The sequence below is a fragment of the Archangium lipolyticum genome, from assembly GCF_024623785.1.
In the GTDB taxonomy this organism is placed as follows: domain Bacteria; phylum Myxococcota; class Myxococcia; order Myxococcales; family Myxococcaceae; genus Archangium; species Archangium lipolyticum.
Genome location: NZ_JANKBZ010000002.1, coordinates 812421 through 835822, shown reverse-complemented (window position 1 = coordinate 835822; position 23402 = coordinate 812421). Strand labels below are relative to the sequence as shown.

General features: G+C 69.4%; 21 protein-coding genes. 14 read left to right on the top strand and 7 right to left on the bottom strand.

Features of this window, described 5'->3' with window-relative positions; all coding sequences use genetic code 11:
* The 3 genes from NR810_RS07095 to NR810_RS07085 all read left to right on the top strand — a co-directional run.
* Window positions 1-314 (top strand): IS4 family transposase (locus tag NR810_RS07095; protein WP_306817904.1); only part of this gene is annotated, 314 nt, incomplete at its 5' end.
* A gap of 194 nt (window positions 315-508) precedes the next feature.
* Entirely contained in the window at window positions 509-1051 is a 543-nt protein-coding gene (locus NR810_RS07090) for a YqhA family protein (RefSeq protein WP_257449277.1), read from the top strand.
* Window positions 1052-1102: 51 nt separating this feature from the next.
* Window positions 1103-2338 carry a M48 family metalloprotease gene (locus NR810_RS07085; RefSeq protein ID WP_257449275.1) on the top strand — a complete coding sequence of 412 codons (1236 nt, stop codon included), beginning with the start codon at window positions 1103-1105 and terminating at the stop codon, window positions 2336-2338.
* A 124-nt stretch (window positions 2339-2462) separates the two neighbouring features.
* Here NR810_RS07085 and NR810_RS07080 read toward each other — a convergent pair whose 3' ends face one another.
* Window positions 2463-2978 carry a tetratricopeptide repeat protein gene (locus NR810_RS07080; RefSeq protein WP_257449273.1) on the bottom strand — a complete coding sequence of 172 codons (516 nt, stop codon included), beginning with the start codon at window positions 2976-2978 and terminating at the stop codon, window positions 2463-2465.
* 7 nt (window positions 2979-2985) lie between these two features.
* Complete coding sequence (locus NR810_RS07075; RefSeq protein ID WP_257449271.1) at window positions 2986-4122, bottom strand: hypothetical protein; 1137 nt, start codon at window positions 4120-4122, stop codon at window positions 2986-2988.
* Between the two features lie 208 nt (window positions 4123-4330).
* Between NR810_RS07075 and ruvX the strand changes: the two genes are divergently transcribed.
* From ruvX to NR810_RS07055, 4 genes are all read left to right on the top strand, one after another.
* Window positions 4331-4786: a Holliday junction resolvase RuvX gene (gene ruvX / locus NR810_RS07070; protein ID WP_257449269.1), complete on the top strand. Its 456-nt coding sequence runs from the start codon at window positions 4331-4333 to the stop codon at window positions 4784-4786.
* A 159-nt stretch (window positions 4787-4945) separates the two neighbouring features.
* Entirely contained in the window at window positions 4946-5899 is a 954-nt protein-coding gene (locus tag NR810_RS07065; RefSeq protein WP_257449267.1) for a hypothetical protein, read from the top strand.
* Between the two features lie 264 nt (window positions 5900-6163).
* Window positions 6164-6961: a YsnF/AvaK domain-containing protein gene (locus NR810_RS07060; protein ID WP_257449265.1), complete on the top strand. Its 798-nt coding sequence runs from the start codon at window positions 6164-6166 to the stop codon at window positions 6959-6961.
* Between the two features lie 199 nt (window positions 6962-7160).
* Window positions 7161-7526 (top strand): response regulator, encoded by a 366-nt coding sequence (locus NR810_RS07055; protein WP_257449256.1) that lies wholly within the window; start codon window positions 7161-7163, stop codon window positions 7524-7526.
* On the opposite strand, the gene NR810_RS07050 is transcribed toward NR810_RS07055, so the two are convergent.
* Window positions 7504-9963: a GAF domain-containing sensor histidine kinase gene (locus tag NR810_RS07050; RefSeq protein ID WP_257449254.1), complete on the bottom strand. Its 2460-nt coding sequence runs from the start codon at window positions 9961-9963 to the stop codon at window positions 7504-7506. The genes NR810_RS07055 and NR810_RS07050 overlap by 23 nt on opposite strands.
* A 264-nt stretch (window positions 9964-10227) precedes the next feature.
* Here NR810_RS07050 and NR810_RS07045 point away from each other — a divergent pair, with 264 nt between their 5' ends.
* Complete coding sequence (locus NR810_RS07045; RefSeq protein ID WP_257449252.1) at window positions 10228-10539, top strand: type II toxin-antitoxin system RelE family toxin; 312 nt, start codon at window positions 10228-10230, stop codon at window positions 10537-10539.
* 87 nt (window positions 10540-10626) lie between these two features.
* The gene (locus NR810_RS07040) at window positions 10627-13074 is read left to right on the top strand and encodes a sensor histidine kinase (RefSeq protein ID WP_257449251.1); all 2448 of its coding nucleotides are present in this window, start codon (window positions 10627-10629) and stop codon (window positions 13072-13074) included.
* Window positions 13075-13131: 57 nt separating this feature from the next.
* Here the strand turns inward: NR810_RS07040 and NR810_RS07035 are convergent, their stop codons facing one another.
* The 3 genes from NR810_RS07035 to NR810_RS07025 form a co-directional block, all read right to left on the bottom strand.
* Window positions 13132-14826, bottom strand: coding sequence for a M28 family metallopeptidase (locus NR810_RS07035; RefSeq protein ID WP_257449249.1), 1695 nt, complete (start codon window positions 14824-14826; stop codon window positions 13132-13134).
* 72 nt (window positions 14827-14898) lie between these two features.
* The gene (locus NR810_RS07030; RefSeq protein ID WP_257449247.1) at window positions 14899-15804 is read right to left on the bottom strand and encodes an SPFH domain-containing protein; all 906 of its coding nucleotides are present in this window, start codon (window positions 15802-15804) and stop codon (window positions 14899-14901) included.
* Window positions 15801-16832: an SPFH domain-containing protein gene (locus NR810_RS07025; protein ID WP_257449245.1), complete on the bottom strand. Its 1032-nt coding sequence runs from the start codon at window positions 16830-16832 to the stop codon at window positions 15801-15803. Before NR810_RS07025 ends, NR810_RS07030 begins: the two co-directional genes overlap by 4 nt.
* 112 nt (window positions 16833-16944) lie before the next feature.
* Between NR810_RS07025 and NR810_RS07020 the strand changes: the two genes are divergently transcribed.
* From NR810_RS07020 to NR810_RS07010, 3 genes are all read left to right on the top strand, one after another.
* Window positions 16945-17295 (top strand): hypothetical protein, encoded by a 351-nt coding sequence (locus tag NR810_RS07020; RefSeq protein WP_257449243.1) that lies wholly within the window; start codon window positions 16945-16947, stop codon window positions 17293-17295.
* A 46-nt stretch (window positions 17296-17341) separates the two neighbouring features.
* Window positions 17342-17710 carry a hypothetical protein gene (locus tag NR810_RS07015; protein WP_257449241.1) on the top strand — a complete coding sequence of 123 codons (369 nt, stop codon included), beginning with the start codon at window positions 17342-17344 and terminating at the stop codon, window positions 17708-17710.
* Between the two features lie 201 nt (window positions 17711-17911).
* Window positions 17912-19336: an RtcB family protein gene (locus NR810_RS07010; protein WP_257449239.1), complete on the top strand. Its 1425-nt coding sequence runs from the start codon at window positions 17912-17914 to the stop codon at window positions 19334-19336.
* Here NR810_RS07010 and NR810_RS07005 read toward each other — a convergent pair.
* Complete coding sequence (locus NR810_RS07005) at window positions 19240-20130, bottom strand: hypothetical protein (RefSeq protein WP_257449237.1); 891 nt, start codon at window positions 20128-20130, stop codon at window positions 19240-19242. The genes NR810_RS07010 and NR810_RS07005 overlap by 97 nt on opposite strands.
* A gap of 56 nt (window positions 20131-20186) precedes the next feature.
* On the opposite strand from NR810_RS07005, the gene NR810_RS07000 reads away from it, so the two are divergent.
* Entirely contained in the window at window positions 20187-20345 is a 159-nt protein-coding gene (locus NR810_RS07000) for a hypothetical protein (RefSeq protein ID WP_257449235.1), read from the top strand.
* Window positions 20346-20822: 477 nt separating this feature from the next.
* Entirely contained in the window at window positions 20823-23309 is a 2487-nt protein-coding gene (leuS, locus tag NR810_RS06995) for a leucine--tRNA ligase (RefSeq protein WP_257449233.1), read from the top strand.
* Window positions 23310-23402: the final 93 nt, after the last annotated feature.

The following is a 23402-nucleotide window of genomic DNA, read 5'->3' as shown; positions in this document are numbered from 1 at the left end:
GCGTGCTCTTCAGCGTGGCCGTGAGGATAGAGCGACTCAAACGCCTGGCCCGAGAGGCCCCGGAGCTACCAGCGGACGTGGAGCTGTCACGCTGGGAGATTCGGGGTCTGCAACTGCGCTACGACACCCAGGGCTTGCGCCGTGAGGACATGCCCAACATCGCCCAGGCCGTCTTGTGGATTGCTCGCCTGGGCGGCTACTCCAAATCCTCAGGAGGTCCGCCCGGCTCAATCACCATCGGCCGTGGTCTCAAAACCCTGGCCATCATCGCCGATGACCTCCAGCGTCTCCAGGAGCTGGGCCTGAAAATGTGACTAATGCTCAGCTCTGGGAGAGGGTTGGGGTGAGGGTCTACCGGCCAGCCCGAGCCCCTCCTGGGGGAAGCCACGGCGTCAACTGCCCATCACGGACCTGCCCTGTCCGACCATCGCCTCCGGACAACGCGCTCGCCAGATTGCACGAGACGACGCCCACCAGGGCGAGTCTGCGGCGAGGGATACGAACCCGGATGAGGAAGCTGGAAAGAGCCTTCGAGCAGGTCCTCTGGGCCAGCCGCTTCATCATGGTGGGCGGGGTCATCTTCAGCGCGCTGATGGCGGTGGGCGCCTTCTACATGGCGACGCTGGATGCCCTATCGCTGCCGGGACTGCTGCGCGACTACACGGGCGCGGTGGGTGGGGAGGGGGACCGAACGGAGCTGCGCGCCAAGATCCTCACGCTCATCGTCAAGTCGATGGACGGCTACGTCATCACGGCCATCCTGCTCATCTTCTCGCTGGGCCTGTACGAGTTCTTCATCGGGAAGCTGGAGGTAGCGCGTGAATCCCCCCTGGCCCCGCGCCTGCTCCACATGGGGGGGTTGGAGGATCTCAAGGGGCGTATCGCCAAGCTGCTGGTGCTGGTGCTCGTCATCGAGTTCTTCCAGCGGGCGCTGCAGCTGAGCTTCACGCATGCGCTGGACCTGCTGTACCTGGCGCTGGGCATCGTCCTGATCGGGCTGACGCTCTACCTGGGCAGGCTCAAGCCGAGAGGCTCCGACGAGGAGCACTGACGGGCCCCCCCTGGGAACGGACGGGGCCGAGGGTCTACGATTCCCCGGCCCATGGACCCCATCTTCACACCCGAGCAGCTCGCGGAGATCAAGGCCTACCACCTGCCGCTCTACATCCGGAGCGCGGTGAGCCCGGCAGTGTACCTGGGAGTCCTGCTGCTCATCCTGGGCGTGCTGGTGAGGCCCTTCTACCGGGGAGCCGAGGCATGCGCGGCCTGGCTGTCCCAGCGGCTCGCGTTCCTACGGACGGCGCCGGTGCTGCGCGTCGTCATCCAGGCCATGGACCGGCTCTGGGGCGAGCCGGGCTGGGGCGCGGCGATCCTCTTCGCGCTGTTCGTGGACCTCTTCCTCGAGCTCGTCTACGCCCCGTCGAACACGTACTTCGGCTACGTGCTGGAGCACCGCTACGGCATGTCGGCGTACACGCCGCTGCGGTACGCGCTGGACGAGCTCAAGGGCATCGCCATGGAGGGGGTGGCCACCTCGGCGCTGGTGCTGGGTCTATACGGGCTGGCGCGGCGGGTGAAGCGCTGGTGGCTGGTGCTGGGCATCCCCTCGGCGCTGCTGCTGTTGGTGGCCTCTGCGCTCGACCCGTATCGCAGCCGCGTCTTCTTCGACCAGGAACCGCTGGAGCAGGGCCCCTTGCGCGAGCGCATCACGGCGCTGATGGCGAGCGCGGACATCCCCTTCCAGGACGTGCTGGTGGAGAAGACGTCCGTGGCCAGCAAGCGCCTCCAGGCCTACTTCGCGGGCCAGGGCCCCACGCGCACCATCGTGCTCAACGACGTCCTGATCCACGAGCTCGCGCCGGACGAGCTGCTCGCCGCGGTCGCACACGAGGCGGGCCACGTCCACGAGCCGAAGTGGCCGGGGCGCATCGCCTCCTCGCTGGCGCTGGTGGCGCTGCTCTTCGCCATCGACCGGCTGCTGCGCTCCTCCGCCACGCGAGGCTGGTTCGGGACCACGCGCTTCGCGGACATCCGCACCCTGCCCCTGCTGTGGTTGCTCACCTTCGCCATCTTCTTCCTGAGCACGCCCCTGTCCGCGGCCTTCTCGCGCGAGCGCGAGCGCGAGGCCGATCGCTACGCCCTGCGCCTGACCCAGGACCCCGGCGCCTTCCGCCGCATGCTGGTGAAGGCCGCCCGGGTGAACAAGATGGACCCCGAGCCGCCGCGCTGGGTGGTCCTCAAGGGCCACAGCCACCCGCCCATTGGCGAGAGACTCGCCGCGGTACCACCCCCGGCGCCCGGCCCACAGGCCCCGCCCGCCGCGCGGGACGAGCCCTGAAAAAAGAGCGCCAGCGGGCGGGCCCACCTCCTCGGTGAAACCCACCCGCCGGCAGCTCCCGCCGGGCCGCATGACCCCTTGACCGCACCCCTCCGCGGCCCGGCGATTCCCACGGGCCCGGCCACTACGCCTGGGCCTTCGTCTCCTTCATCTTCTCCACGGCCGCCAGCGCGATGGCCTTCACCAGCGCCCTGGCCCGCCGGCCCGCCGACGTCTCCCCGTTCGGGTCCGCCTCCACCGCGTTGGCGATGTCCGTGAAGCCCTGCCGGTTGCCCTGCCGCAGGTACAGCTCGCCGCGGTTGACCAGCGCCACCGGGTTGCGCGGATCCCTCTCCAGCGCCGCCGAGTACTCGGTGATGGCGTCCTGCAGCCGCCCCAGCTTCTGGTACACCGTGCCCAGCGCCGCGCGGCTCGCCGTGTCCTTCGGGTTCCCCTCCACCAGCCCCTCGAAGAGGATGCGCGCCTCCTCGCACCGCCCCGCCGCCGCCAGGTCACACCCCACCTGCGCGATCGCCCTCGCCTCCTGGAAGGTCATCCCCTCCACCTCCGCCCAGGTCATCTCCCCTCGCACGAACGCCTTCAGCTTCTCCGTCGTCGCCGTATCCATGAGTCCTCCCTCGTACTTGATGACGCGTCCCATCTACGCCTCACGCGCTCCGCATGTTGGAGAGCGCCGTCTTGGCCATCTCGTTGAACTTCATGGACATCGTGCTCATCATCTCGAACATCATCTTCCGCTTCTCCATGAGCTGCTGGAGCCGCATCGTGATGCGCTCGATGTCGCGCTGGGCATCCGCGCTCGCCTTCTCGTTGCCCTTCTCGTTCGAGATGCCAGCCTTCTTGTCCTGGGCCGCCGCGAGGGCATCCATCGTGTCGAGGATCTCCCCGTCCATCCGCTCCGTGAGCGCCATGAGGATGGCCTGGATCTTCTCCTCGAGGCCCATGCGCGGGTCGTTGATGATGTTCTTGACGCTGGAGCTGGCCGAACCGCTGCTGGTGGACGGCGTCGACGACACCGGCTCATCGGTCCTCTTCCCACCGGCCGGAGGCTGGGTCCCGACGGGCTTGCCCGGCGGGGGCGGCGGCGCGGCCTGGCTCTCACCGCGCACGCCGTACTTCGCGATCCGCGTCTCCACGTCGCTCAGCGCCGCGCGCACGTCCTTCGTGCTGAAGGTGCCGTCCACGAACCCGCCCTTCTGGCTCGCCGTGTCGAGCTGGGTGCGGTACTCGGGATGGGCCAGCAGGAACCGCGCCGCGTTCCGCACCGACTCCGGCATGCTCGCGCTGTCGGCCACCTTCTCGAGCGTCTGGCGGGTGAACTTGCCGTTCTTCACGTTGTCCACCGTGTCGAACAGGGTGAAGTTCGCATCCAGCGTCTTCAGCGCCTCGCGGTACTCCAGGATGCTCGGGTCCAGCGCACCATCGGAGCGCACTTCGCCCGGCGCCGCGGAGCCCTTCGTCCCCTGCGTCGCCGGTGGGGCATCCTGGGTCGAGCCCTTTCCCCCCGGCTTCGCGTAGCCCTCGCAGGCCACCTTGTCGTCCTTCGAAGACACGAACTCGGTGACGGCCGCCTGGTTCTGCGACAGCTCCTTCGCGAGCCCCATCACGCCGTCGGCCGCCAGCAGCACGTTGCCCGTCACCGCCCCCGCCAGGGTCTTCGCCGCGTTGGTGATGACCGGCGGCAGTCCCACCGCGTTGCCCAGTGCATCGATGAGCCCGCCGCCCGAGAGAAAGTTCACACCGCCGCCGATGGCCTTCCCAAGACCCCCCAAGAAGTCACTCATGGATCCTCCCGCGCGATCCGAGAGGCTCCATGCCTCCTTCCGCCGCGCCGTGTTCCGCGCCCGACGCATTGCAGCGGCGATGCCGACTCCGGAGTGGGGCCCGACTCCAACGAATTCAGCGGGTTGGGACGCTCCCCTGGCCAGGCGACGTCCTGCCCCACGGACGGAGCGGTCCACGTCGGGAGATTGCGATTAGATTCCGCCGCGCATGCGCGCGCTCGGCCTCGACTACGGAACCAAGACCATCGGTGTCGCCGTCTCGGATGGGCTGGGACTCACCGCCCAGACGGTCACCACCATCCGCCGGACCAACCTCAAGGCGGATCTCGCCGCCCTGGGCGAGCTGGTCCGAGAGTACGAGGCCGAGCGCTTCGTCGTCGGGCTCCCCCTCAACATGGACGGCTCCGAGGGCCCTCGCGCCGAGGCCACCCGCAAGTTCGTGGACGCCCTCACCCAGACGCTCGGCCTGCCCGTGGAGCTGTGGGACGAGCGCCTGTCCACCGTGGCCGCCCAGCGCACCCTGCTCGAGGCGGACCTGTCGCGCGCGAAGCGCCGCGAGGTCATCGATCAGATGGCCGCCCAGTTCATCCTCCAGGGCTGGCTCGATGCCCGGCGCCCGGCGCACGAGGAGCACGAGGCCTACGATGACGACCCGGAGACGTGAGTGAGGAGAGTCCGTGCCGTCCTGCGGCCCGGGAAACGCCCTCCCCCTACCTTCCTCCACGGCCTTGAGAACGGGTGCAGCGGGGATGCTCTCTCTTCGAGCCGGGGTGTCCACCTTTGGAAAGCAAGGGACTGATCCCTTTTCCTCCAGAGGTGGGCCATGGCGACGACGACACAGGACAGAGCACGATTGGGCTTCCTGGCGGGCCCTCCAGTGAAGGTGAGCTGGGGCTCCATCTTCGCGGGGGCCGTGACCGCGCTGGGGTTGTGGGTGTTGCTGTACGCGCTGGGTCTGGCCCTCGGGTTGTCCTCCATCAATCCGCAGGACACCGGAAGCGCGAGGTCCTCCGGCATCTTCACCGGCATCTGGAGCCTCGTGTCACCGTTGATCGCCCTCTTCGTGGGCGGCATCGTGGCCGGACGCGGTTCGGGGGCCCAGACGAAGGCGAGCGGAGGCATCCACGGGCTCGTGATGTGGGGTCTCACCACGCTCGTGGGCCTCTGGTTGCTCGGCAATCTGGTGTCCGCCCTGGCTGGCGGCCTGTTCTCCGTGGGCAAGACGGCTGTCCAGGCCACCGGCTCGGCGGTGTCGGCGGGGGCCTCCCAGTCCGGAGACCTCGGCCAGGTGGCCCGCGGCTTCGGGCTCGATGCCGATGATGCCCTGCGCCCCGTCAACGAGCGCCTGCGCGCGGAAGGCAAACCCCCGGTGACGGCGGACCAGCTCCAGGCCGCCACGAAGGACGTGGTGCAGACGGCGGTGCGGCAGGGCCGGCTCGACCGGCAGATCCTCGTGAGCTCCATCGCCCAGAACACGGCCCTCTCGCGCGCGGATGCCGAGGATGTGGCGAGCCGGATCGAAGCGCAGTTCAACAGCGTCCAGGCCCAGGCGGGTCAGGCGGCCCAGACAGTGCAGACTGGCGCGCTCCAGGCGGCGGATGCCACGGGCAAGGCGTTCTGGGGCGTCTTCGGCGCCCTCTTCCTGGGGCTCATCTCCGCCATCCTCGGGGCCACGGTGGGCGTGAGCAAACACCAGCGCATCTACGCCGAGGGCGCGGTGGTGACTCCGCCACCGGAGGGCGGTCTGCCTCCCACGCGCCGCGAGGTGTACCCGTAGGCGCACCGACGCGATGAAGCACGGCGGCGGGCCCGGGGCGTCACTCCGCCCCACTCGCCGCCAGATCCGAACCGCCCGGATTCCTGGCCGATACCTGGAACGGAATGCGGCCGGACAACCAACGCGCTCCTGTGCCCCGGGACAACAGTCCCCATCCTCACTCCTGGCCGCCGCGCTCGTCTCCCCTCCCCTGGCACCCGCCACGAACGACGGGGAACGGAAGGAGCGCGGTCCGCCAACGTGACCACGAAACAGGAGGCAGCCATGTTCCAGCGCAGTCAGTTGAAGGAAGGCATGACGGTCCGCAGCTTCGACGGCGAGAAACTCGGCAGGGTGTTCGCCTTGAGCGACGACGCGTTCCACATCGAGAAGGGTCTCTTCTTTCCGAAGGACTACCTCGTGCGGTACGCGGACGTCTCCGACATCCGCGATGGAGAGATCATCCTGCTACACGGACGGGAGAGCCTCCGCCGCCTATCCGGCGACGAGAAGTACAGCACGGCGAGCGGGCTGGGCACGGACACGACGGCTGGCATGAGCACGGGTGCGGCGAGTGGTCTGGGCCTGGGCGCGACGGATACCGGACTCAGGGCGGATGCGAGCACCACCCGCACCGAGCGCTCCTGGGAAGGCCGCGACACGGACGAGGTCGCCATCCCGGTACACAAGGAGGAGCTGGACGTCGCCAAGCGCGAGGTCCAGGCCGGAGAGGTGCGCATCCACAAGGATGTGGTGGAGGAAGTGAAGACGGTGGACGTCCCGGTACGCCGCGAGCGCGTCCGCGTGGAGCGCCGCGACGTCAACCCGGACCGGCCCGCGATGAACGCCTCCTTCCAGGACGAGACGGTGGTGGTGCCCGTGCGCGCCGAGGAGGTGGACATCCACAAGCGCGCGGTGGTGGATGAGGAGGTCGTCATCCACAAGGACGCCATCGAGGAGGAGCGCCGGGTCGCGGAGCCGCTGCGGCACGAGGAGGTGGACGTCCGCACGTCGGGGGAGACGGAGGACTCGCGCAAGCTGAACCTCGGTCCCGATGACGATCCGCTCCTGCGCCGACGCTGACAGCCCGGAGGCAGACCCGTGCGGGTTCATGGGCGACCAGGCAATCGGGGGCACGGTGGCCCCAGACCCGCACGAGCCAACATTCGTCCCATTCCCTCCTCCCACCTGGGAGAAGCACTCCGCCAGGGCGCATCCAGCACTACGCCCAGCGAGTGCCCGACGTGCCCAGGTTGGGGGGGAGGAACGCAAAACCACACTTATGACCGAGCCCCCGAGCTCCAGGCCCATCCTGGTCATCGATGATGACCCCGACATCCGCGAAGCCGTCCGAGAGGTCCTGGAGTTCGATGGCCACGAAGTCGTCCTCAAGGCGAACGGACGCGAGGCGCTGGAGGCACTCCCCCACCTGACGCAGCCGTGCCTCGTGCTGCTGGACATGATGATGCCGGTGATGGACGGCGCGGCGTTCCTCCAGCACTTCCGGCGGATTCCCGACTACAACACCGTCCCCGTCATCCTCTGCACGGCGAGCATCCATGCCCCCCCGCCCGGAGCGCAGGGGCTCCTCGGCAAGCCCTTCGAGCTGGATGCCCTGCTGGCCATCATCCAGGAGCACTGCCACTGACCGCTTCGCCACGGGCTTCCGGAGCGCCTCCCACATACCGGGGCAGCCGGACGGTGAAGGTCGTCCCGTCCCCCTCGTGGGAGCGCACCTCGACGGTGCCACCATGGGCCTCGGCGATGCGCTGGACGATGAAGAGGCCCAGCCCCAGGCCCGAGCTCGGGTGGCCATCACCTCCCATGGCCCGCCGGAAGGGCTCGAAGATGCCCGACAGCAGCTCGCACGGAATGGGCGGCCCCTCGTTGTGCACCTCTACGCGCACAGTGTCGCCCTCGTCGTACAGCGTGAAGTCCACCCGCGTGTCCGGAGGGCTGTAGTCGAGCGCGTTCTTGCCCAGGTTGCCCAGGAGCTGGGCCAGCCGGTCCGGGTCCCACGCCCCCCGGAAGGAGCCCTCCGCCACCAGCCGCAGCTCCCGTCCGGGATGGCTGATCTCCAGCTCCTCCACCACGTGACGGCACTGGTGCCTCAGGTTCATCGGCTGGCGATGGATGGGGATGCCGCCCCCCAGCCGCCCCCGCGTGAAGTCGAGCAGCTCGCCGATCATCCGCCCCATGCGCTCGCCACTCGCGGCGATGCGGCGCACGGTCTTCAGCCGGTGGGGGGGAAGGTCATCGGCGTGCAGCAGCGAGTTGGCGGACAGGAGGATGGCGTTGAGCGGGTTGCGCAGGTCGTGCGAGACGATACCCAGGAAGCGCTCGCGGAACTCCGCCGTCTGGCGCAGCGTCTCCTCCTGGCGCTTGCGCTCGCTGATGTCCATGACGACGCCTCCCACGCCGAACACCCGCCCGTCCCGTGCGCGCACCGGGAAGTAGTCCCCCGCCCAGTGGTGGAGGGCACCCGGGTCATTCGCGGGGGCCCCGCTGAACTCGTGTCCCCGGACCGCCTCGCCCGTCTCCAGCACCCGCCGCATGAGGGACTCGATCACCGGCGCACTGGCGGGGACCACCTCGGACACACTCTTGCCCAGGTGGGCCTCCACGGGCAGGCCATTGGCGGAGGCCAGCGCCTCGTTGATGCGCACGTAGCGCAGCTCCGTGTCGAGCAGGGCCAGGCCCGCGGGAGCCGCCTCCACCAGGGCATCCACCTGCGCCTCCCGCAGGAGCCGCTCGGTCTCGTCCCGGGCGATGACCACGGCCCCGGCCCGGGAGCCATCCGGCAGGCGCAATGGAGAGATCGTGCCCACGCAGGTGCGCACCGCGCCATCCGGGCGCCGCACCTTCCACCGGGCATCGCTCACCGCCTCCCCCTGAAGCGACCAGTAGAGGAATGACTCCTCCAACGGCAGGGGACGCTCGTCCAGGGTGAGCAGTCCGTAGGACTCGGTCCACTCGGAGGGACCCACCTCCTTCAGGCCGATGCCCATCAGCCGCTCGGCCTCGGCGTTGACGATGCGCACCACCCCCCGCGCGTCCACCATCACGATGGCGTCGCCGCTCTGCTCGATGATGAGGTGCAGCAGCTGCTTGTGCTCCTCCGCCTCCTGGCGGGCGGCGCGCTCACTCGTGGCCAGCTGCGTCTGCACGACGAGCGCGGTGGTCCGGCTCACCATGGCCCGGAAGAGCAGCTTGTCCTCGTTGGAGAACTCGAAGGCCGTGCGGCTGCCCATGTGCACCACGCCGATGACCTCGCCGCCGTACAGCAGCGGAACCCCATAGAGGGCGCGAGTGCCCCGGGCCCGGATGGCCTCGCTCCTCACCAGGGGATCCGTCGCCGCCGAGCGCAGCTCCACCGGGCGCCCCTCCGCGGCGATCTTCCCGCAGAAGCCCTCACCCACCCGAGAGGTGAAACCGGAGGTCACCTCGTCCTCCAGCCCCACCGAGGCGCGCACCCGGAGGAGGTCTCCCTCGCGCAACATCAGGCTGACGGAGTCCACCGCCTCGGTGGTCTCCAACATGACGCGCAACAGCTTGGGCAGGAAGGTGTCCAGGTCCTCCGTGCCGAGCGCCGCCTCGGAGATGCGGTCGAGCGCCACCAGGGTGCGCTCACGGGCCTTCGCATAACGGGAGACGGCGGCGGCCACGGCCTCGTCGAACGTCCGGTTGAAGTGCAGCATCTCCCGCATCGCCAGGGCCATGTGCTCCGCCCCGGCCGAGGCCACATGCTCCCCATAGAGCTGGAGGACACAGGCCCGGAGCAGGGCGTACTCCTCGGCCACCGCGTCCAGGTCGAAGCCCGAGTCCAACCGCTCCAGCGCATGCACCTCCGGCACCGCCTCGAGCGTCGGATGCTCGTCCGTCTGGGCGCTCTCCACCACATGGGCCATGCGCTCCAGCAGCTCCGGGAGGTGATCCAACAACCGGGGCCGCGAGAGATCCCGCGTGTAGGGCAGCTGGCGTACCTCCACCTCCCAATGCGACAGGATGTGGGAACCGTGCCGCCGGATGAAGTCTCCCAGACCGCCCCGCCCCTGCTCCCCATCGACTCTGTCGTGCTTGACCATGCGCAGAGGGGGAAACGCCCGCCGGACCGCGTTTTCAGCGGCTTCCTCCCGGGTCCCCGGTTGCCCGCTCCTGGGGTAGGCGGCCAGGCGTCGCACCGTTTGAAGGTTGAAAGCGATTGAAGGCAGCCGGTCGAGCGCCGTCCGGGTTGAAACTCATTCGTCGGATGCCCAACGGGTGCGAGAGATCCGCGCCGGAGAGGAGCGCCCCTCCTGGCACAGGAGGATTGCCTGCCCTAGCTTCGCGTCTCGGGGGGCACGGGGGAGATGCGCAACTTCAACCCTCAACGACAGCCGTACACCGTGGACATCGCACCGGCGGCCTGGCGTCAGCTCGGCGCGGTACCGGGGGAGATCTTCCAGCGCATCCGGCGCGAGCTGGACGCCCTCGCCGCCCTGTCGACGCAGCGGCCCCCGCCCGGCCTGGAGGCATTGATGCACTCCAGCCTCCCCACCCTGTCATTCTTCGTCGAACGCTTCGTGGTCATCTACGAGATCGACGATGACCGCCAGGTCGTCACCCTCCTGGAAGTCTCCCAGCGGCTGCCCATCGACTCCGAGCCGGAGGATGGAGGATAGAACTTCCAGGAGGAGTGACTCCCGCCGCCGTTGGGACTGGTACAGGGGGCCGAGCATCCACATCGTCTGGGCTCGGGAACCAACTGAATGCCCAGGGTCGCTGACTTCATCGAGAAGAACCGCGAGCAGCTCATCGAGCGCTTCGTGCGGGAAGCAGGCAAGCTGGAGTCCGCCCGGGGGCTCAAACCCCATGAGCTCGTGGACACGCTGCCCGAGTATCTCTCGACGCTGACGGCCATCTCCCGCCAGGGACAGCGGAACGAGCCGGAGAAGACGAGGAAACGGCTGGAAGAGACGCACATCAGCCTGCGCCTGCGGCACGGCTACAACCAGGAGGAGGTCACGGGAGAGTACGTCCTCATCGGCCGGCTCATCACCTCCCTGTGGGAGGGCCTTCCACGAGAAGAGCAACCCCACCCGGAGGACGCGGCGCTTCTCTTCGCGGAGCTCCAGGATGCGATGAACCAGGCGGTGGCCACGTTCAGCGGCTACTCCCTGGAGGACCGGCAGCGGGAGAAACGCGCCCTGCGCCGCCTCGACGCGCTCGCGTCCGAGCTCATCGGAGACGCGGAGAACCCGCCTCCCCTCCACGAGCGGCTCGGGGCCCTGGTGGAGGTGGTGCAACAGGCCATGAAGGCGGACGGAGCCGCGCTCCTGCTCGTGGACCCGGGCGGCACGAGGCTCCTCCCCACCACGTCCACCGGCGCGTGGAGCACCGGGGCCGCCACCGACCCGGTCCCGGTGGACTCCAGCTCCTTCGTGGCCCGGGTGGCTGCCTCCGACGAGGCCGTGGAGCTGGCGGACGCGGCGAGCACCAACCTCGAGGTGCCCGAGACCGTTCGCCGAAGCGGCGTGCACTCGCTGCTGGGCCTGCGGCTGTGGCCGCACGGCAAGCTCCTCGGGGTGCTCTACATCGGCACCACGCAGCTCCGTCCCTTCGAGCCCCAGGCGAGGCGCTACCTCGAGACGCTGGTGGAGTACCTCTCCGGCATCATCGAGAAGGCCCTCCTGCTTCAGCGCTTCCGCCAGGCCAACGAGCGGCTGCGCCAGTCCGAGACGCGCTACCGGCTGGCGACCGAGGCCATCAGCGATGCCGTCTGGGACTGGGACCTCCTGACGGATGGCCTCTCCTGGGGCCCGGGCGTCGAGAAGCTCTTCGGACACACCCGCGAGCAGCTCGGCGGGCACATCTCCGGCTGGTACGACCACATCCACCCCGAGGACCGGGAGCGGGCCGTCCAGAGTATCCACGCGGCCATCGACGGCGAGGCGGAACGCTGGCGGGGCGAGTACCGCTTCCGCCACCGGGACGGGCATTACGTCGATGTCACCGACCACGGCCTCATCGAGCGGGACGCCAAAGGCAGGGCCTTGCGGATGGTGGGGGCGATGCAGGACGTCACCGCACGCAAGGCGGCGAGCGAGGCGCTCCGGGCGAGCGAGGACCGGCTGCGTCAGACGTTGCGCGCGGCGGAGCTGGGCACCTGGGACATGGACCCCGTGACGGGCGCGCTGCGCTGGGACGAGCGGTGCAAGGCCCTCTTCGGCATGCCACCCGAGGCGGAGGTGACGTACGACTCCTTTCTCGAGGGAATCCATCCGGAGGATCGCGAACGCACGAATGGGGTGGTCCAGCGGGCGCTGTCCGGGGAGAACGGGGGGGAGTACGACACCGAGTTCCGGACGAGGGTGCCAGACTCGGGAGTGGAGCGCTGGCTGCGCGCGACCGGCCGGGTCTTCTTCGAGGAGGGCCGGGCCGTGCGCTTCATCGGCACCATCCACGACATCTCCGACAAGAAGCGTCAGGAGGCGGAGAGGCGGACGCGGGCGGAGTTCGAGGAGCAGCTCATCGGCATCGTCTCGCACGATCTGCGCAATCCCCTCAATGCCATCAACCTGTCGGTGGCGGCGCTGCTGCGCAATGAAGACCTGAGCGAGCGCCAGGCGAAGGGCATCGCGCGCATCGCGGCGGCGGCCGAGCGGGCGACGCGGTTGATTCGCGACCTGCTCGACTTCACCCGGGCGCGGCTCGGAGGGGGCATCCCCATCGAGCGCAAACCCTTCGATCTCCACCTCCTGACCCGGCAGACCGTGGAGGAGGTGCGGTTCGCCCACCCGGAGCGGGAGGTGGAGCTGGTGCAGAGCGGCCAGGGCCGGGGCGAGTGGGACGGGGATCGGCTGGGGCAGGTGGTCACCAACCTGTTGAACAACGCACTGACCTACAGTCCGCCAGACACGCGCGTGCGCGTGGAGACGCGCGGTGAGGACGGCACCTTCCTCCTTCGCGTCCACAACGAGGGTAAGCCCATCCCCGTCGAGCTTCTCCCGCGCCTGTTCGAGCCGATGATGCGCGGCACGAGGAAAGGGGACACGTCGAGCCGGAACATCGGGCTGGGCCTCTACATCGTGAACCACATCGTGCAAGCGCACGGCGGCATGGTGGAGGTCTACTCCACCGAGGCCGAGGGGACGACCTTCACCGTCCGGATTCCCCGCGGAGCCGCTTCCTCCTCGAAGAGGAGATCCGCCGTTTGACCGTCTTGCGCGTATAGGCGGCGAGCTCCCCGGAAAGCACAAGGGAGAGTGTCCGTGTCATGGCTTTTCCTGGAGGGCCGAACCTGCTCGCGCGGCCGCGGACCGGTCACGCACGGCCTTGAACTCAGACCCTGGCTTCCAGTTCGGCCAGCGATTCGAGCTCGCCAGGTCGCGGCCCAGCTCATAGAGCAACTGCATGTCCTGGGCGGCGCCGCGCAAGTCCCAGTCGGCGCGCCACGCGTCGCAAGGCTTGTGGTAGCAGCGCGCGGTGTAGTCCGCGACCCAGCGATCTCCCGCTTCCCTGCCCCCGTTCACCAGGTCCGCGCCACCACCCAATCCCATCAGTAGCAGCACCGGCACGCCACGCCTGGCCAGGGAGAAGTGGTCGGCGCGGTAGAACAGACCCCGCTCGGGTTTCGCATCCGGCGTCACCGTGCGCCCCTGCTTCGCGGCGGCCTGGGCGAGCGCGTCCTCGAGCTCGTTCTGACCATGGCCCACCAGCACCACGTCACGGGAGGGCCCCGCCGTCTGCAACACATCCATGGTCAGGTTGGCCACCATGGTGTCGAGGGGCTGGAGCGGATGCGCACCGTAGTACTCCGAGCCCAGCAGGCCCGGCTCCTCGGCGGTCCAGGCGGCGAAGAGGAGCGAGCGCGCGGGCCGGGGTCCCGCTTGGAACGCGCGGGCGATCTCGATCAGTCCGGCCAGGCCAATGGCGTCATCCACGGCGCCGCGGCGGATCCTGTCGCCCGAGGCATCGGCGGGACCGATTCCGTAGGCATCCCAGTGGGCCGCGTACATGATGGACTCGTCCGGGCGTTCCTTCCCCGGCAGGCGCCCAATCACGTTGTGGCTGTCGGCGCGCGTATGGATCAGGGCGTAGTCCGCGCTGAAGCTGGCGCCCTTGAGCGCCACCGGCTTGAAGCCCGCCTTGCGCGCCTCGAGCTTCAGCGTGTCGAGCGACAGTCCCGAGCGGGAGAACAGCTCGACGGCGACGTCGCGCTGGAGCCAGCCCTGCAACAGCACCTTCTCCTTGGTGGGGTTGGCGCGGACGATGTCGAAGCTCTCGCCGGTGCCGGACTGGAGCGTGGACCAGCCATAGCCCGCCCCCGGCGTCTCGTGGATGATCAGCGCGCCGAGCGCCCCCTGCCGCGCCGCCTCCTCGAATTTGTAGGTCCAGCGGGCGTAGTAGGTCGCCGCCCGGCCCCCGAACCTGCCAAGGACGGGCTCTCCCTCCTGGGCCTCGAAGTCCGGATCGTTGATCAGGAAGACGGCGATCTTCCCGCGCAGGCTCACGCCCTTGAAGTCGTTCCACTCCCGCTCGGGAGCCGAGACCCCGTAACCGACGAACACCAGCGGGGCCTTGTCGATCTTCACGCGGTCCACGGGGCGCAGGGTGGTGACGATCGCCTCCTGTCCCTGGCGCAGCGGGGTCGTCTTGCCTCCGGCACGCAGGCTCAGCCTGGCGTCACCGTTGCGCACCTGGAAGTGGACCAGGGGCACCTTCTGCGTCCAGCCGCCGTTCTCGCCCCCGGGTTCCAGGCCCACGGCCTTGAACTGGCTGATGAGGTACTCGACAGTCCTGGCCTCGCCCGGCCCTCCCGGTGCACGGCCGGCGAACTCGTCGGAAGCGAGTGTCTGGATGATGCGTGACACCCGGGCCGGATCGATCGGCCCCGAGTCCTGCGCCCGGCTCACCTCCGCATGCAGCAGACAGACCACGAGGACCAGGGCACCAGGGGGGACGCGCATCGACACTCTCCGGGAAGTCGGGAGCGCGACCCTAACGTGAACCCGGGGTGGAGGGGTGCTCCGAGGAGCACCTCACCGGGAGGGGACCGGTGCCGCCGCCACCAACTGCGCGAGCAGCTCGCCCTTCTCTCCCTCGGGGATGAGCGTCACCTTCGCGGCGCTCTCCTGGAGCCGCTGCACCTCGAGGATCTCGAACATCGCCGACGCGACGGCCGGGTCCTCGGAGATCCGCTGCAACGCCGCGCCGACGATCCTCGGACGCAGGGCCGCCGCCTTGGCGAACTCGATGGCGGCCTGCCGCTCGGCGGTGCTGGTGATGATGCTCACCTGGTTGGCTCCGTCCTGGCGGATGGCCGAGGTCACCTGCCTCAACCGGTTCACCACCTTCTCCTCGATCTGGCGGATCATCCCCACGTCACGGAAGTGCACCTTGCGGATGTAGACCGAACCGAGCTGGTAACCGTAGGCATGCGACATGGGAGAGACCTCGGTGCGTACCGTCCGGCTCATCCCGTGCCGGCTCTCGAGCATGGTGGCCAGCTTCATGTTGGACAGGCAGCGCACGGTGGCGTTGCTCACGTTGGCCGCCAGCGAGCCGCGCGGATCCGCGTTCTCGAACAGGTACTTGAGGGGATCCGAGATGAACATCTCGTACCAGATGCCAATCCCCATCGGCGCGCCCTCCTCGGAGTTCACCGCCTGGCTGCGCAGGTACTGCTGGTCCAGCCGCAGGTCGAGCACGTGGCAGCGTCCCACCCAGTTCACCAGGAGCGCCTTCCACCCGAGCCGGGCCCAGAGGAAGTGCAGCCCAGGCTCGTCGAGCACGGCCACCACCTTGCCCAGGAACACGTAGACCCGGCACGTGCGCTCCTGCACGGTGACGTAGAGGCCGAACATCCGGCACAGACCCAGGAAGATGGGCTCGCCCACCGCCATGATGACGAAGCCGAGGATGGCGCCCATGAGGAAGCCCATCATGACTTCACCCCCAGCACGACCTGGCTCGCCTTGGAGAAGAGGCCGAGGCGGGTGTTGCGCAGGTAGGCCTCCAACGCGCCGGGTCCGCTCTGGTGGAGCATCGAGAGCTGCGCGGCCAGGGCGGTCAAGGGCTCCACCTCGGCCTGGGCCTTCAAGGTTTCGATCTCCACGGCCCGGCGGGACTGGACGATCTTCTGGTCCGCCGCCGCCTGCGCGAGGCTGATGTCCGAGGAGACGTGGTTGTGCGCGGTGTTGATGGCCGCGAGCGCCGACTCCACCTCCGCCGGGGGATCGATGCCGGTGATGAGCGAGGCATCCAGGACGATGCCGTAGCGCGACAGGCTGCCGCGGCACTCCCGGTCCATGTGCTCGTTGAGATCGCGCAGGTTCTTGCGCAGGTCGTTGATGGAGACACCGGAGACGGCCGTCGCCTCGACGGCCTGCAGGGTGCCCTCCTCGGCCAGGTGCGGAGGTGGTGCCTCGAAGCTGGCGATGCGCTCGCGCAGGATGGAGATGAAGTAGCCCATCACGTGCGCGATGGGGTTCTTCACCGCGAAGAGATAGGCATAGAGGTTCTGCTCGGAGACACGGTAGCGCAGCTGCCCGGTGAGGCCGGTGTTGAGCTGGTCCTTGGTGACCGCCTCGAGCACCGTGCCACTCTGGTTGGCGCTCGGGGACTCGGGGTCATGGGCCATGCTGAGCGTCTGGGTGGACACCGACACCTTGACCACCCGCTCCCAGGGCCATTTGAAGTAGGGGCCGCCCGGCTGGATGACCTCGAGCTGGGGATAGACGTAGCGGTCCTCATCCGCGCGAGCCAGGCCCTCGCTGACGGGACCCCGCTTCGTCGTGGGCTCCCCGGCGAGCCTCACCGCGCGTCCGAAGCGCACCTTCACCGCGCGCTCGCTCTGGTCCACGGTGAAGAAGCCGGTGAGCACGCAGCGCATCACGAACCAGCCCACGGCTCCAAAGACGATACCCGTGCCCAGACCCGCGAGCTCGAGCCCCAGCGCTTGCAGCAATTCCATCGGCCACTCCTCGGAAGGTGTCGCGAACGAGCGGACATCATCCGTCGTGCATTGCCAAGCCCGAATGTCCCAGCTTGCCTCTTCAACCTCCCCTCTCCGACAATCCGTGCCCATGGCTCCTTTCAATCGACGATGGGCTCCCACCCGGTGGCTCTGGCTCGTGGCGCTCACGCTGACGGCGTGCACCGGCCTGGACTTCGGTGGAGACGACGGAACGGGGGAGCCCACCCAGATGGAATGCACCACGGAGCTGCGGCCCTACTTCGATGGCGAGGGGTGCTGCGGCGAGCCGGTGGGAGAGCCGCTCTGCTACACCGGGCAGATCGCATTCTGCGAGGTTCGCGACGCCCGCCACGAGCCCATCCGCTGCTACTACAAGCACAACGGCGTGAAGCTGCGCTGCGGCAGTTGCAGGAACACGAACGACTGCGTGGCCGAATCAGTCCGGGTGTGTGCGGCATGACGCGCCCACGTCAGAGCTCCGACAGCCCCCTGACCCGCCCCACCCCGTGAAGCTCGAGCGCCACGTCGGAGGACTCTCGCTCGCCCGCAAGGCCAACTACCTGCGCGCGCGGGGCTGGCATGAGGAAGAGGGCGGCTGGTCGAGCGGGATCTTCGGCCTGCTGCCGATGGCCAAGGCCGTTCACCACCAGCTCACCGACGACCTCAGCCAGGCGCTCCGCGAGCGTGGGTGGCAGGTGCTCGGATTCTCCGAGCGGGGTTATGTGCGGATGCGCGATGGCGAGGGCGGCAAACCGTGCTCGCTGCCGAAGGCGCTGCGCATCCAGGCCCGCCGCGAGAAGCGGCCAGTCGCCGAGCTGACCTACGAGCTGTTCCTCGCGGCACTGCTCGAGGAGGATGGCCCACCCCGTCCATGACCCAGACACGGGTCCGTCGCTCTGAGCGCGCCCGGGAGCACGCGCCTTCCTGATCCACCGTCAGGCACGGAGGGGCCGCTGCGTCCCTGGAAGTAGCGGACGCTCCGGCGTCCACGACCGCGGCTGCTGACCCGAGGTCTCGAATCCATTCGTCCAGGTCCCCCGTGCCCCTCCGGGCGCGGGCCAGATTCCGAGAAGGTCATGCAGCCGAAATCGAACCGGCTCCTGCGGGCACTCGCCCGTGAGGGGCTCGATGTGACGTACGACGGTCGTGTCTACACCGTGCGCCTCCAGGGCGACACGAACGCGCCTCCCGCCGAGGTGCTCCTCCCACCCGACCTGCCCGTGGAGGGCAAGGCCTTCCAGCAGCTCGCCGCGCTCGCCGCGCTGAAGCACCCGGGCGGCGGCACCGTGAAGCGCGTGCGCGCCACGCCGGACTTCCACCCGGGAGACTCCGGGGTGGCCATCGGCTCGGTGGTGCACACGGAGGGACTGGTGGTGCCCGGCGCGGTGGGCACCGATATCAACTGCGGCATGCGCCTGCACGTCGCGGACATTCCCGTGGAGGCCTTCCTCGCCCGCCGCGATGCCTTCGTCGAGCGGATGAAGGGCCACTACTTCTTCGGCACGCGGGACGTGGCGCTGGGCTCGCGCGCGGTGGAGGCGCTCCTGCGCGACGGCCTGCCCGGCTGGCTCCTGGAGACACAGGAGCAGCCGCTGGGCATGGTGACGAAGGCGGACCTGGGGCAGCTCGACCGGGAGTCCACGCGGGTGTACCTGGGTGGAGCGCTCGAGGGAGACCCGGCCTGGGCGCCCACGGGGCTGCGCCGGGAGGGCGTGGTGCGCGACCCCGGCCTGGCCACCATCGGAGGGGGCAACCACTTCGTCGAGGTGCAGCGGGTGGAAGCGGTGGTGGACCGCGCCCGGGCGTGGGAGTGGGGTGTGCGCGAGGGACAGCTCGCGTTCATGGTGCACTCCGGCTCGCGGGACATGGGCAGGCACGTGGGGCTCACGTGGCAGGAGCGCGCGAGGGCGGCGTGGCCGGTGGGGGCGCCCTTTCCGGAGAGCGGGATTCTTCCGCTGGCGGACCCGGAGCAGGTGCGCGAGTACCTCCGGGCCGAGGCCACGGCGGCCAACTACGCCTTCCTCAACCGGCTGCTGCTGGCGGAGCTGTTGCGGCTCACCCTGCGGGAGCTGTTCGGGGACGTGGAGGCGCCGCTCGTCTACGACGTGCCGCACAACATCACCCTGCCCTGGGAGGGTGGGTGGCTGGCTCGCAAGGGGGCATGCCCGGCGGAGGCGGAGCAGCCGGTCATCATCCCCGGCTCCATGGGGGCGGCGTCCTATCTGATGGTGGGGCTGGGCAACGAGCGGGCGCTGGCCTCGGCGTCGCACGGGGCCGGGCGGGCGCGCTCGCGCTTCTCCATGGCGCGGGGCGGAGCGGATCACCGGGAGGAGGCGCTGGGCCTGACGGGGGTGGACTGCATCACCCTGCGGGCCGAGCGCCGCATCGAGGAGGCTCCGGCGGCCTACAAGCCCATCGGCCCGGTGGTGGCCTCGCAGGTGGAGGCCGGCATCGTCCGGGAGGTGGCGCGGATGAGCCCGCTGATGACCTTCAAGGCCTGAGGCGGGGGGGGCTCACGGCGTCTCGCCGAGCGAGCGCAGCAGGTTGCGATAGGCGGCGGCCTGGTCTGAATCCGGCGCGTGCGCACCCCATCGAAGGCCGGGCCGATCAGGTCATGCATGGCCTCGAGGTCACCCGTGGAGTCCGCGGCGAGCCCCTTGTCCAGGGAGGAGAGGATGTCGCCGAACCGCTCGGGGGGCAGGCCGTACATCTTCCGGACGCCGTCGAGCTGGTGGATGTAGCGGGCCCCATCGGGCGAGCACAGGAGCATCCGCATCAACGCCGGATCCTGCTGGGCGAGCTTCATCGCGGAGTCGCGGTCCAGCTTCGTCTGGTCCAGCGCCTGGAGCGCGTCCTCGCGGGCGTGGAAGATGATTCCGCCCACCTCCTCGCCGAAGCACTTCATGAGCAGCTGCTGCATCTGCTCCGAGTCCTTCCAGTTGCGCTCCAGCCCCTTGACCACTTCCGCCCCGAGCGTCAGCACCAGCGAGCCCGCGCCCAGCGCCGCCGCCAGACCGCCCGTGGAGGCGAACACCGCGGCCCCGCCCGCCACGATGGCCGTCACGTCTCCCGCGATGCTCATGGTCGACGAGAGGCTCCAGTCGAACTTGGAGACGTTCTGCACGAGCGAGATGCCACCGGCGAGGATGCCCATCACCGGCCCCACCTTCGACAGGGCCTTCTCGCTCAGCTCCAGTCCCACCGTGGAGGCCGCCGTGCCCGCGGCCTGCGCGAGGATCTTCGCGCCGTAGGGGGTGCTCCCGAAGGCCGCCAGCGCGCTGGCCGTGTCCTTCACGCCCTCGACTCCGTCCCCCTTGGCGAAGGCCTCGGCCGCCGTGGAGGCGAACGGGCGTGGGCCCGGGCATAGGCTGCGGGGTGGGCTGGGGCTGGGTGGGCGTGCGGGTGGGCGGCGGCGAGCCGTTGCTCGGCGGGGTGGGAGTGCCTGTGGGCGGAGGCTGCGGGGTGGGGCCCGGCGTGGGCGCGGGCGGCGGGCCCGACTTCGCCTGGTAGGTGTTGGGCCGCGCCTCATTGGAACGGGGCGCACTGCGGGTCCCGCTCAGGTCAAGGCGTGGCCGCTCCGTCCGTGCCTCGAAGCGGCTCTCGGCACCGTGGCCCGTGGATTTCCAGGAAGGGGTCTCGTCCTTCTTCTTCCCCTCGGATTTCTCGGAGCGCTCCGCGTCCTTCGTGGAGGACACCTTCGGCTCGGAATCCTTGTGCGAGACCTCGGCTCTCCTGCTTCCGCCGTCCGTGATGCGAGTCATGCCAAGGGCGGCGGCTTCGATTCCCGCCGCCGCCAAGGTTGTGCGCTCCGCCCCAGGATGGCGAGATCGGCAGCCACCCGGCGCTCGAGTTCGAGGTCGACACCGCGAAGGGTCTTCATGGGATGAAAGACTAATCCCAATTTTCAAGAATCCCCGGCCCGCTCCAGCGCCCGGAGGACAGGGTGGAGCCACCGCGGCCGCGGGGCGCGTGCTACACACGGCGGCCATGTCCACCGAGCGTCCCAAGTACGATCCCTCGGCCATCGAGCCCAAGTGGCAGACCCGTTGGGAGCAGGAGAAGACCTTCGAGGCCCGGCGCCATCCGGGCCGCCCCAAGGCGTACATCCTCGACATGTTCCCCTACCCGTCCGGCTCGGGGCTCCACGTGGGCCACCCGGAGGGCTACACGGCCACGGACATCGTGGCGCGCTACAAGCGCATGCGCGGCGTGGACGTGCTCCACCCCATGGGCTGGGACTCGTTCGGACTCCCGGCCGAGCAGCACGCCATCGAGACGGGCACCCACCCCGCGCAGACGACGGCGAAGAACATCGCCACCTTCAAGCGGCAGCTCAAGTCGCTGGGTTTCTCGTATGACTGGTCGCGCGAGCTGGCCACGACGGACGAGGCCTACGTCCGCTGGACGCAGTGGATCTTCCTCAAGCTCTTCGAGCGCGGGCTCGCCTACCAGGCCGAGCTGCCGGTGAACTGGTGCCCGGCGCTGGGCACGGTGCTGGCCAACGAGGAGGTCATCGACGGCAAGAGCGAGCGCGGAGGCCACCCGGTGGTGCGCCTGCCGCTGCGCCAGTGGACGCTGCGCATCACCGCGTACGCGGACCGGCTGGAGCAGGAGCTCGAGGGGCTCGACTGGCCGGAGACGAAGGAGAAGCAGGTCCACTGGATCGGCCGCAGCGAGGGTGCCGAGGTGGACTTCGCCCTGGAGGGCCGGAGCGAGAAGCTGCGCATCTTCACCACGCGCCCGGACACCCTCTTCGGGGCCACGTACATGGTCATCGCGCCCGAGCACCCGCTGCTCGAGTCGCTCACCACCCCGGAGCACCGGCAGAAGGTGCTCGCCTACCGGGCCTCCGTGGTCAGCAAGAGCGACATGGACCGGACGGCGCTCACCAAGACGAAGACGGGCGAGTTCACCGGCGCCTACGCGCTGCATCCGATTACCGGGGCGCGGCTGCCCATCTGGGTGGCGGACTTCGTGCTGGGCTCCTACGGCACGGGCGCCATCATGAGCGTGCCGGCGCACGACGAGCGCGACTTCGAGTTCGCCCGGGCCTTCGGGCTGCCGGTGGTGGAGGTCGTCTCGCCGGACGGGCAGCTCCACGACACCGCCGGCTGGACCGAGGCCGTCACCGCGGAGGGCGTGGCGGTGCGCTCGGGGTTCCTCGACGGCCAGCGCACGTCCGAGGCGAAGGCGGCGATGATCGCCCACCTGGAGCAGAAGGGGCTGGGGACGCGCCGGGTGCAGTACCGCCTGCGCGACTGGGTCTTCTCGCGCCAGCGCTACTGGGGCGAGCCCATTCCCGTCTACTTCCCGGTGGAGCTGCCCGCGGGCTCGACGGATCCACGCAAACACCCGCACACGGTGCGCTACGACCAGCCCATCCCCGTGGCCGAGAGCGAGCTGCCCGTGCGCCTGCCCGAGCTGGAGGACTTCAAGCCCTCGGACGACCCCGCGGGCCCACTGTCGCGCGCGCTCGACTGGCGCTTCTTCCAGAAGGACGGCAAGTGGTACGCGCGCGAGACGAACACCATGCCCCAGTGGGCGGGCTCGTGCTGGTACTACCTGCGCTTCCTCGACCCGCACAACACGCGGGAGGCCTTCTCCAAGGAGGCCTATGACGCGTGGATGCCGGTGGACCTGTACGTCGGCGGCTCCGAGCACGCCGTGTTGCACCTGCTGTACGCGCGCTTCTGGCACAAGGTGCTCTTCGACTGCGGCGTCGTCTCGCACCCCGAGCCGTTCGGGAAGCTCGTGCACCAGGGCATGATTCTCGGGGAGAACAACGAGAAGATGTCCAAGTCGCGCGGCAACGTCGTCAACCCGGACGAGGTCGTCCAGAAGCACGGCGCGGACGCGCTGCGGGTGTACGAGATGTTCATGGGCCCGCTCGAGGCGGTGAAGCCCTGGCAGACCCAGGGGGTCACCGGCGTGCGGCGCTTCCTGGAGCGCGCCTGGAACACGCTGGCGTTCGTGAAGGAGGAGCCAGGGGCGGCGGAGGCCACGCTCGACGAGGAGACGCTGCGCCTGCTGCACAAGACGGTGAAGAAGGTGGGCGAGGACATCGAGGCGCTGCGGCTCAACACCGCGGTGAGCGCGCTGATGATCCTCACCAACCGGCTGGCGGACATTCCCCGCGTGCCGCTCGAGGCGGCGAAGACGTTCGCGCTGCTGCTCTCGCCCTTCGCGCCACACCTGGCCGAGGAGCTGTGGGAGCGGCTGGGCGGGACGAAGAGCCTGGCCTACGAGCCGTGGCCCTCCTACGACGCGGCCCTCACGGTGGACGACGTCGTCGAGATGGGCGTGCAGGTGAACGGCAAGCTGCGCAGCAAGGTGAAGCTGCGGCGGGACGCCACCGAGGCGGACGTGCGCGCCGCCATCGCCAACGACCCGAACGTGCTGGCCCACACGCAGGGCAAGACGGAGAAGAAGTTCGTCTACGTGCCCGGCCGCATCATCAACCTCGTGGTGGGCTGAGCGCCGCGAGCCGCACGCGCGGGAGGGGGGCGGTGGAAGCCGCCAACCCGGTGTCGCTGGGCTGGGACACCCGGGAACGGGGAAGCCAGTGCG

Coding starts and splice junctions, on each gene's coding strand:
- NR810_RS07060 (WP_257449265.1), top strand. CDS start 6,164: ATGTTCCAGCGCAGTCAGTTGAAGGAAGGCATGACGGTCCGCAGCTTC.
- ruvX (WP_257449269.1), top strand. CDS start 4,331: ATGCGCGCGCTCGGCCTCGACTACGGAACCAAGACCATCGGTGTCGCC.
- leuS (WP_257449233.1), top strand. CDS start 20,823: ATGTCCACCGAGCGTCCCAAGTACGATCCCTCGGCCATCGAGCCCAAG.
- NR810_RS07025 (WP_257449245.1), bottom strand. CDS start 16,832: ATGGAATTGCTGCAAGCGCTGGGGCTCGAGCTCGCGGGTCTGGGCACG.
- NR810_RS07065 (WP_257449267.1), top strand. CDS start 4,946: ATGGCGACGACGACACAGGACAGAGCACGATTGGGCTTCCTGGCGGGC.
- NR810_RS07050 (WP_257449254.1), bottom strand. CDS start 9,963: ATGGTCAAGCACGACAGAGTCGATGGGGAGCAGGGGCGGGGCGGTCTG.
- NR810_RS07075 (WP_257449271.1), bottom strand. CDS start 4,122: ATGAGTGACTTCTTGGGGGGTCTTGGGAAGGCCATCGGCGGCGGTGTG.
- NR810_RS07080 (WP_257449273.1), bottom strand. CDS start 2,978: ATGGGACGCGTCATCAAGTACGAGGGAGGACTCATGGATACGGCGACG.
- NR810_RS07020 (WP_257449243.1), top strand. CDS start 16,945: ATGGCTCCTTTCAATCGACGATGGGCTCCCACCCGGTGGCTCTGGCTC.
- NR810_RS07010 (WP_257449239.1), top strand. CDS start 17,912: ATGCAGCCGAAATCGAACCGGCTCCTGCGGGCACTCGCCCGTGAGGGG.
- NR810_RS07055 (WP_257449256.1), top strand. CDS start 7,161: ATGACCGAGCCCCCGAGCTCCAGGCCCATCCTGGTCATCGATGATGAC.
- NR810_RS07090 (WP_257449277.1), top strand. CDS start 509: ATGAGGAAGCTGGAAAGAGCCTTCGAGCAGGTCCTCTGGGCCAGCCGC.
- NR810_RS07040 (WP_257449251.1), top strand. CDS start 10,627: ATGCCCAGGGTCGCTGACTTCATCGAGAAGAACCGCGAGCAGCTCATC.
- NR810_RS07085 (WP_257449275.1), top strand. CDS start 1,103: ATGGACCCCATCTTCACACCCGAGCAGCTCGCGGAGATCAAGGCCTAC.
- NR810_RS07035 (WP_257449249.1), bottom strand. CDS start 14,826: ATGCGCGTCCCCCCTGGTGCCCTGGTCCTCGTGGTCTGTCTGCTGCAT.
- NR810_RS07045 (WP_257449252.1), top strand. CDS start 10,228: ATGCGCAACTTCAACCCTCAACGACAGCCGTACACCGTGGACATCGCA.
- NR810_RS07030 (WP_257449247.1), bottom strand. CDS start 15,804: ATGATGGGCTTCCTCATGGGCGCCATCCTCGGCTTCGTCATCATGGCG.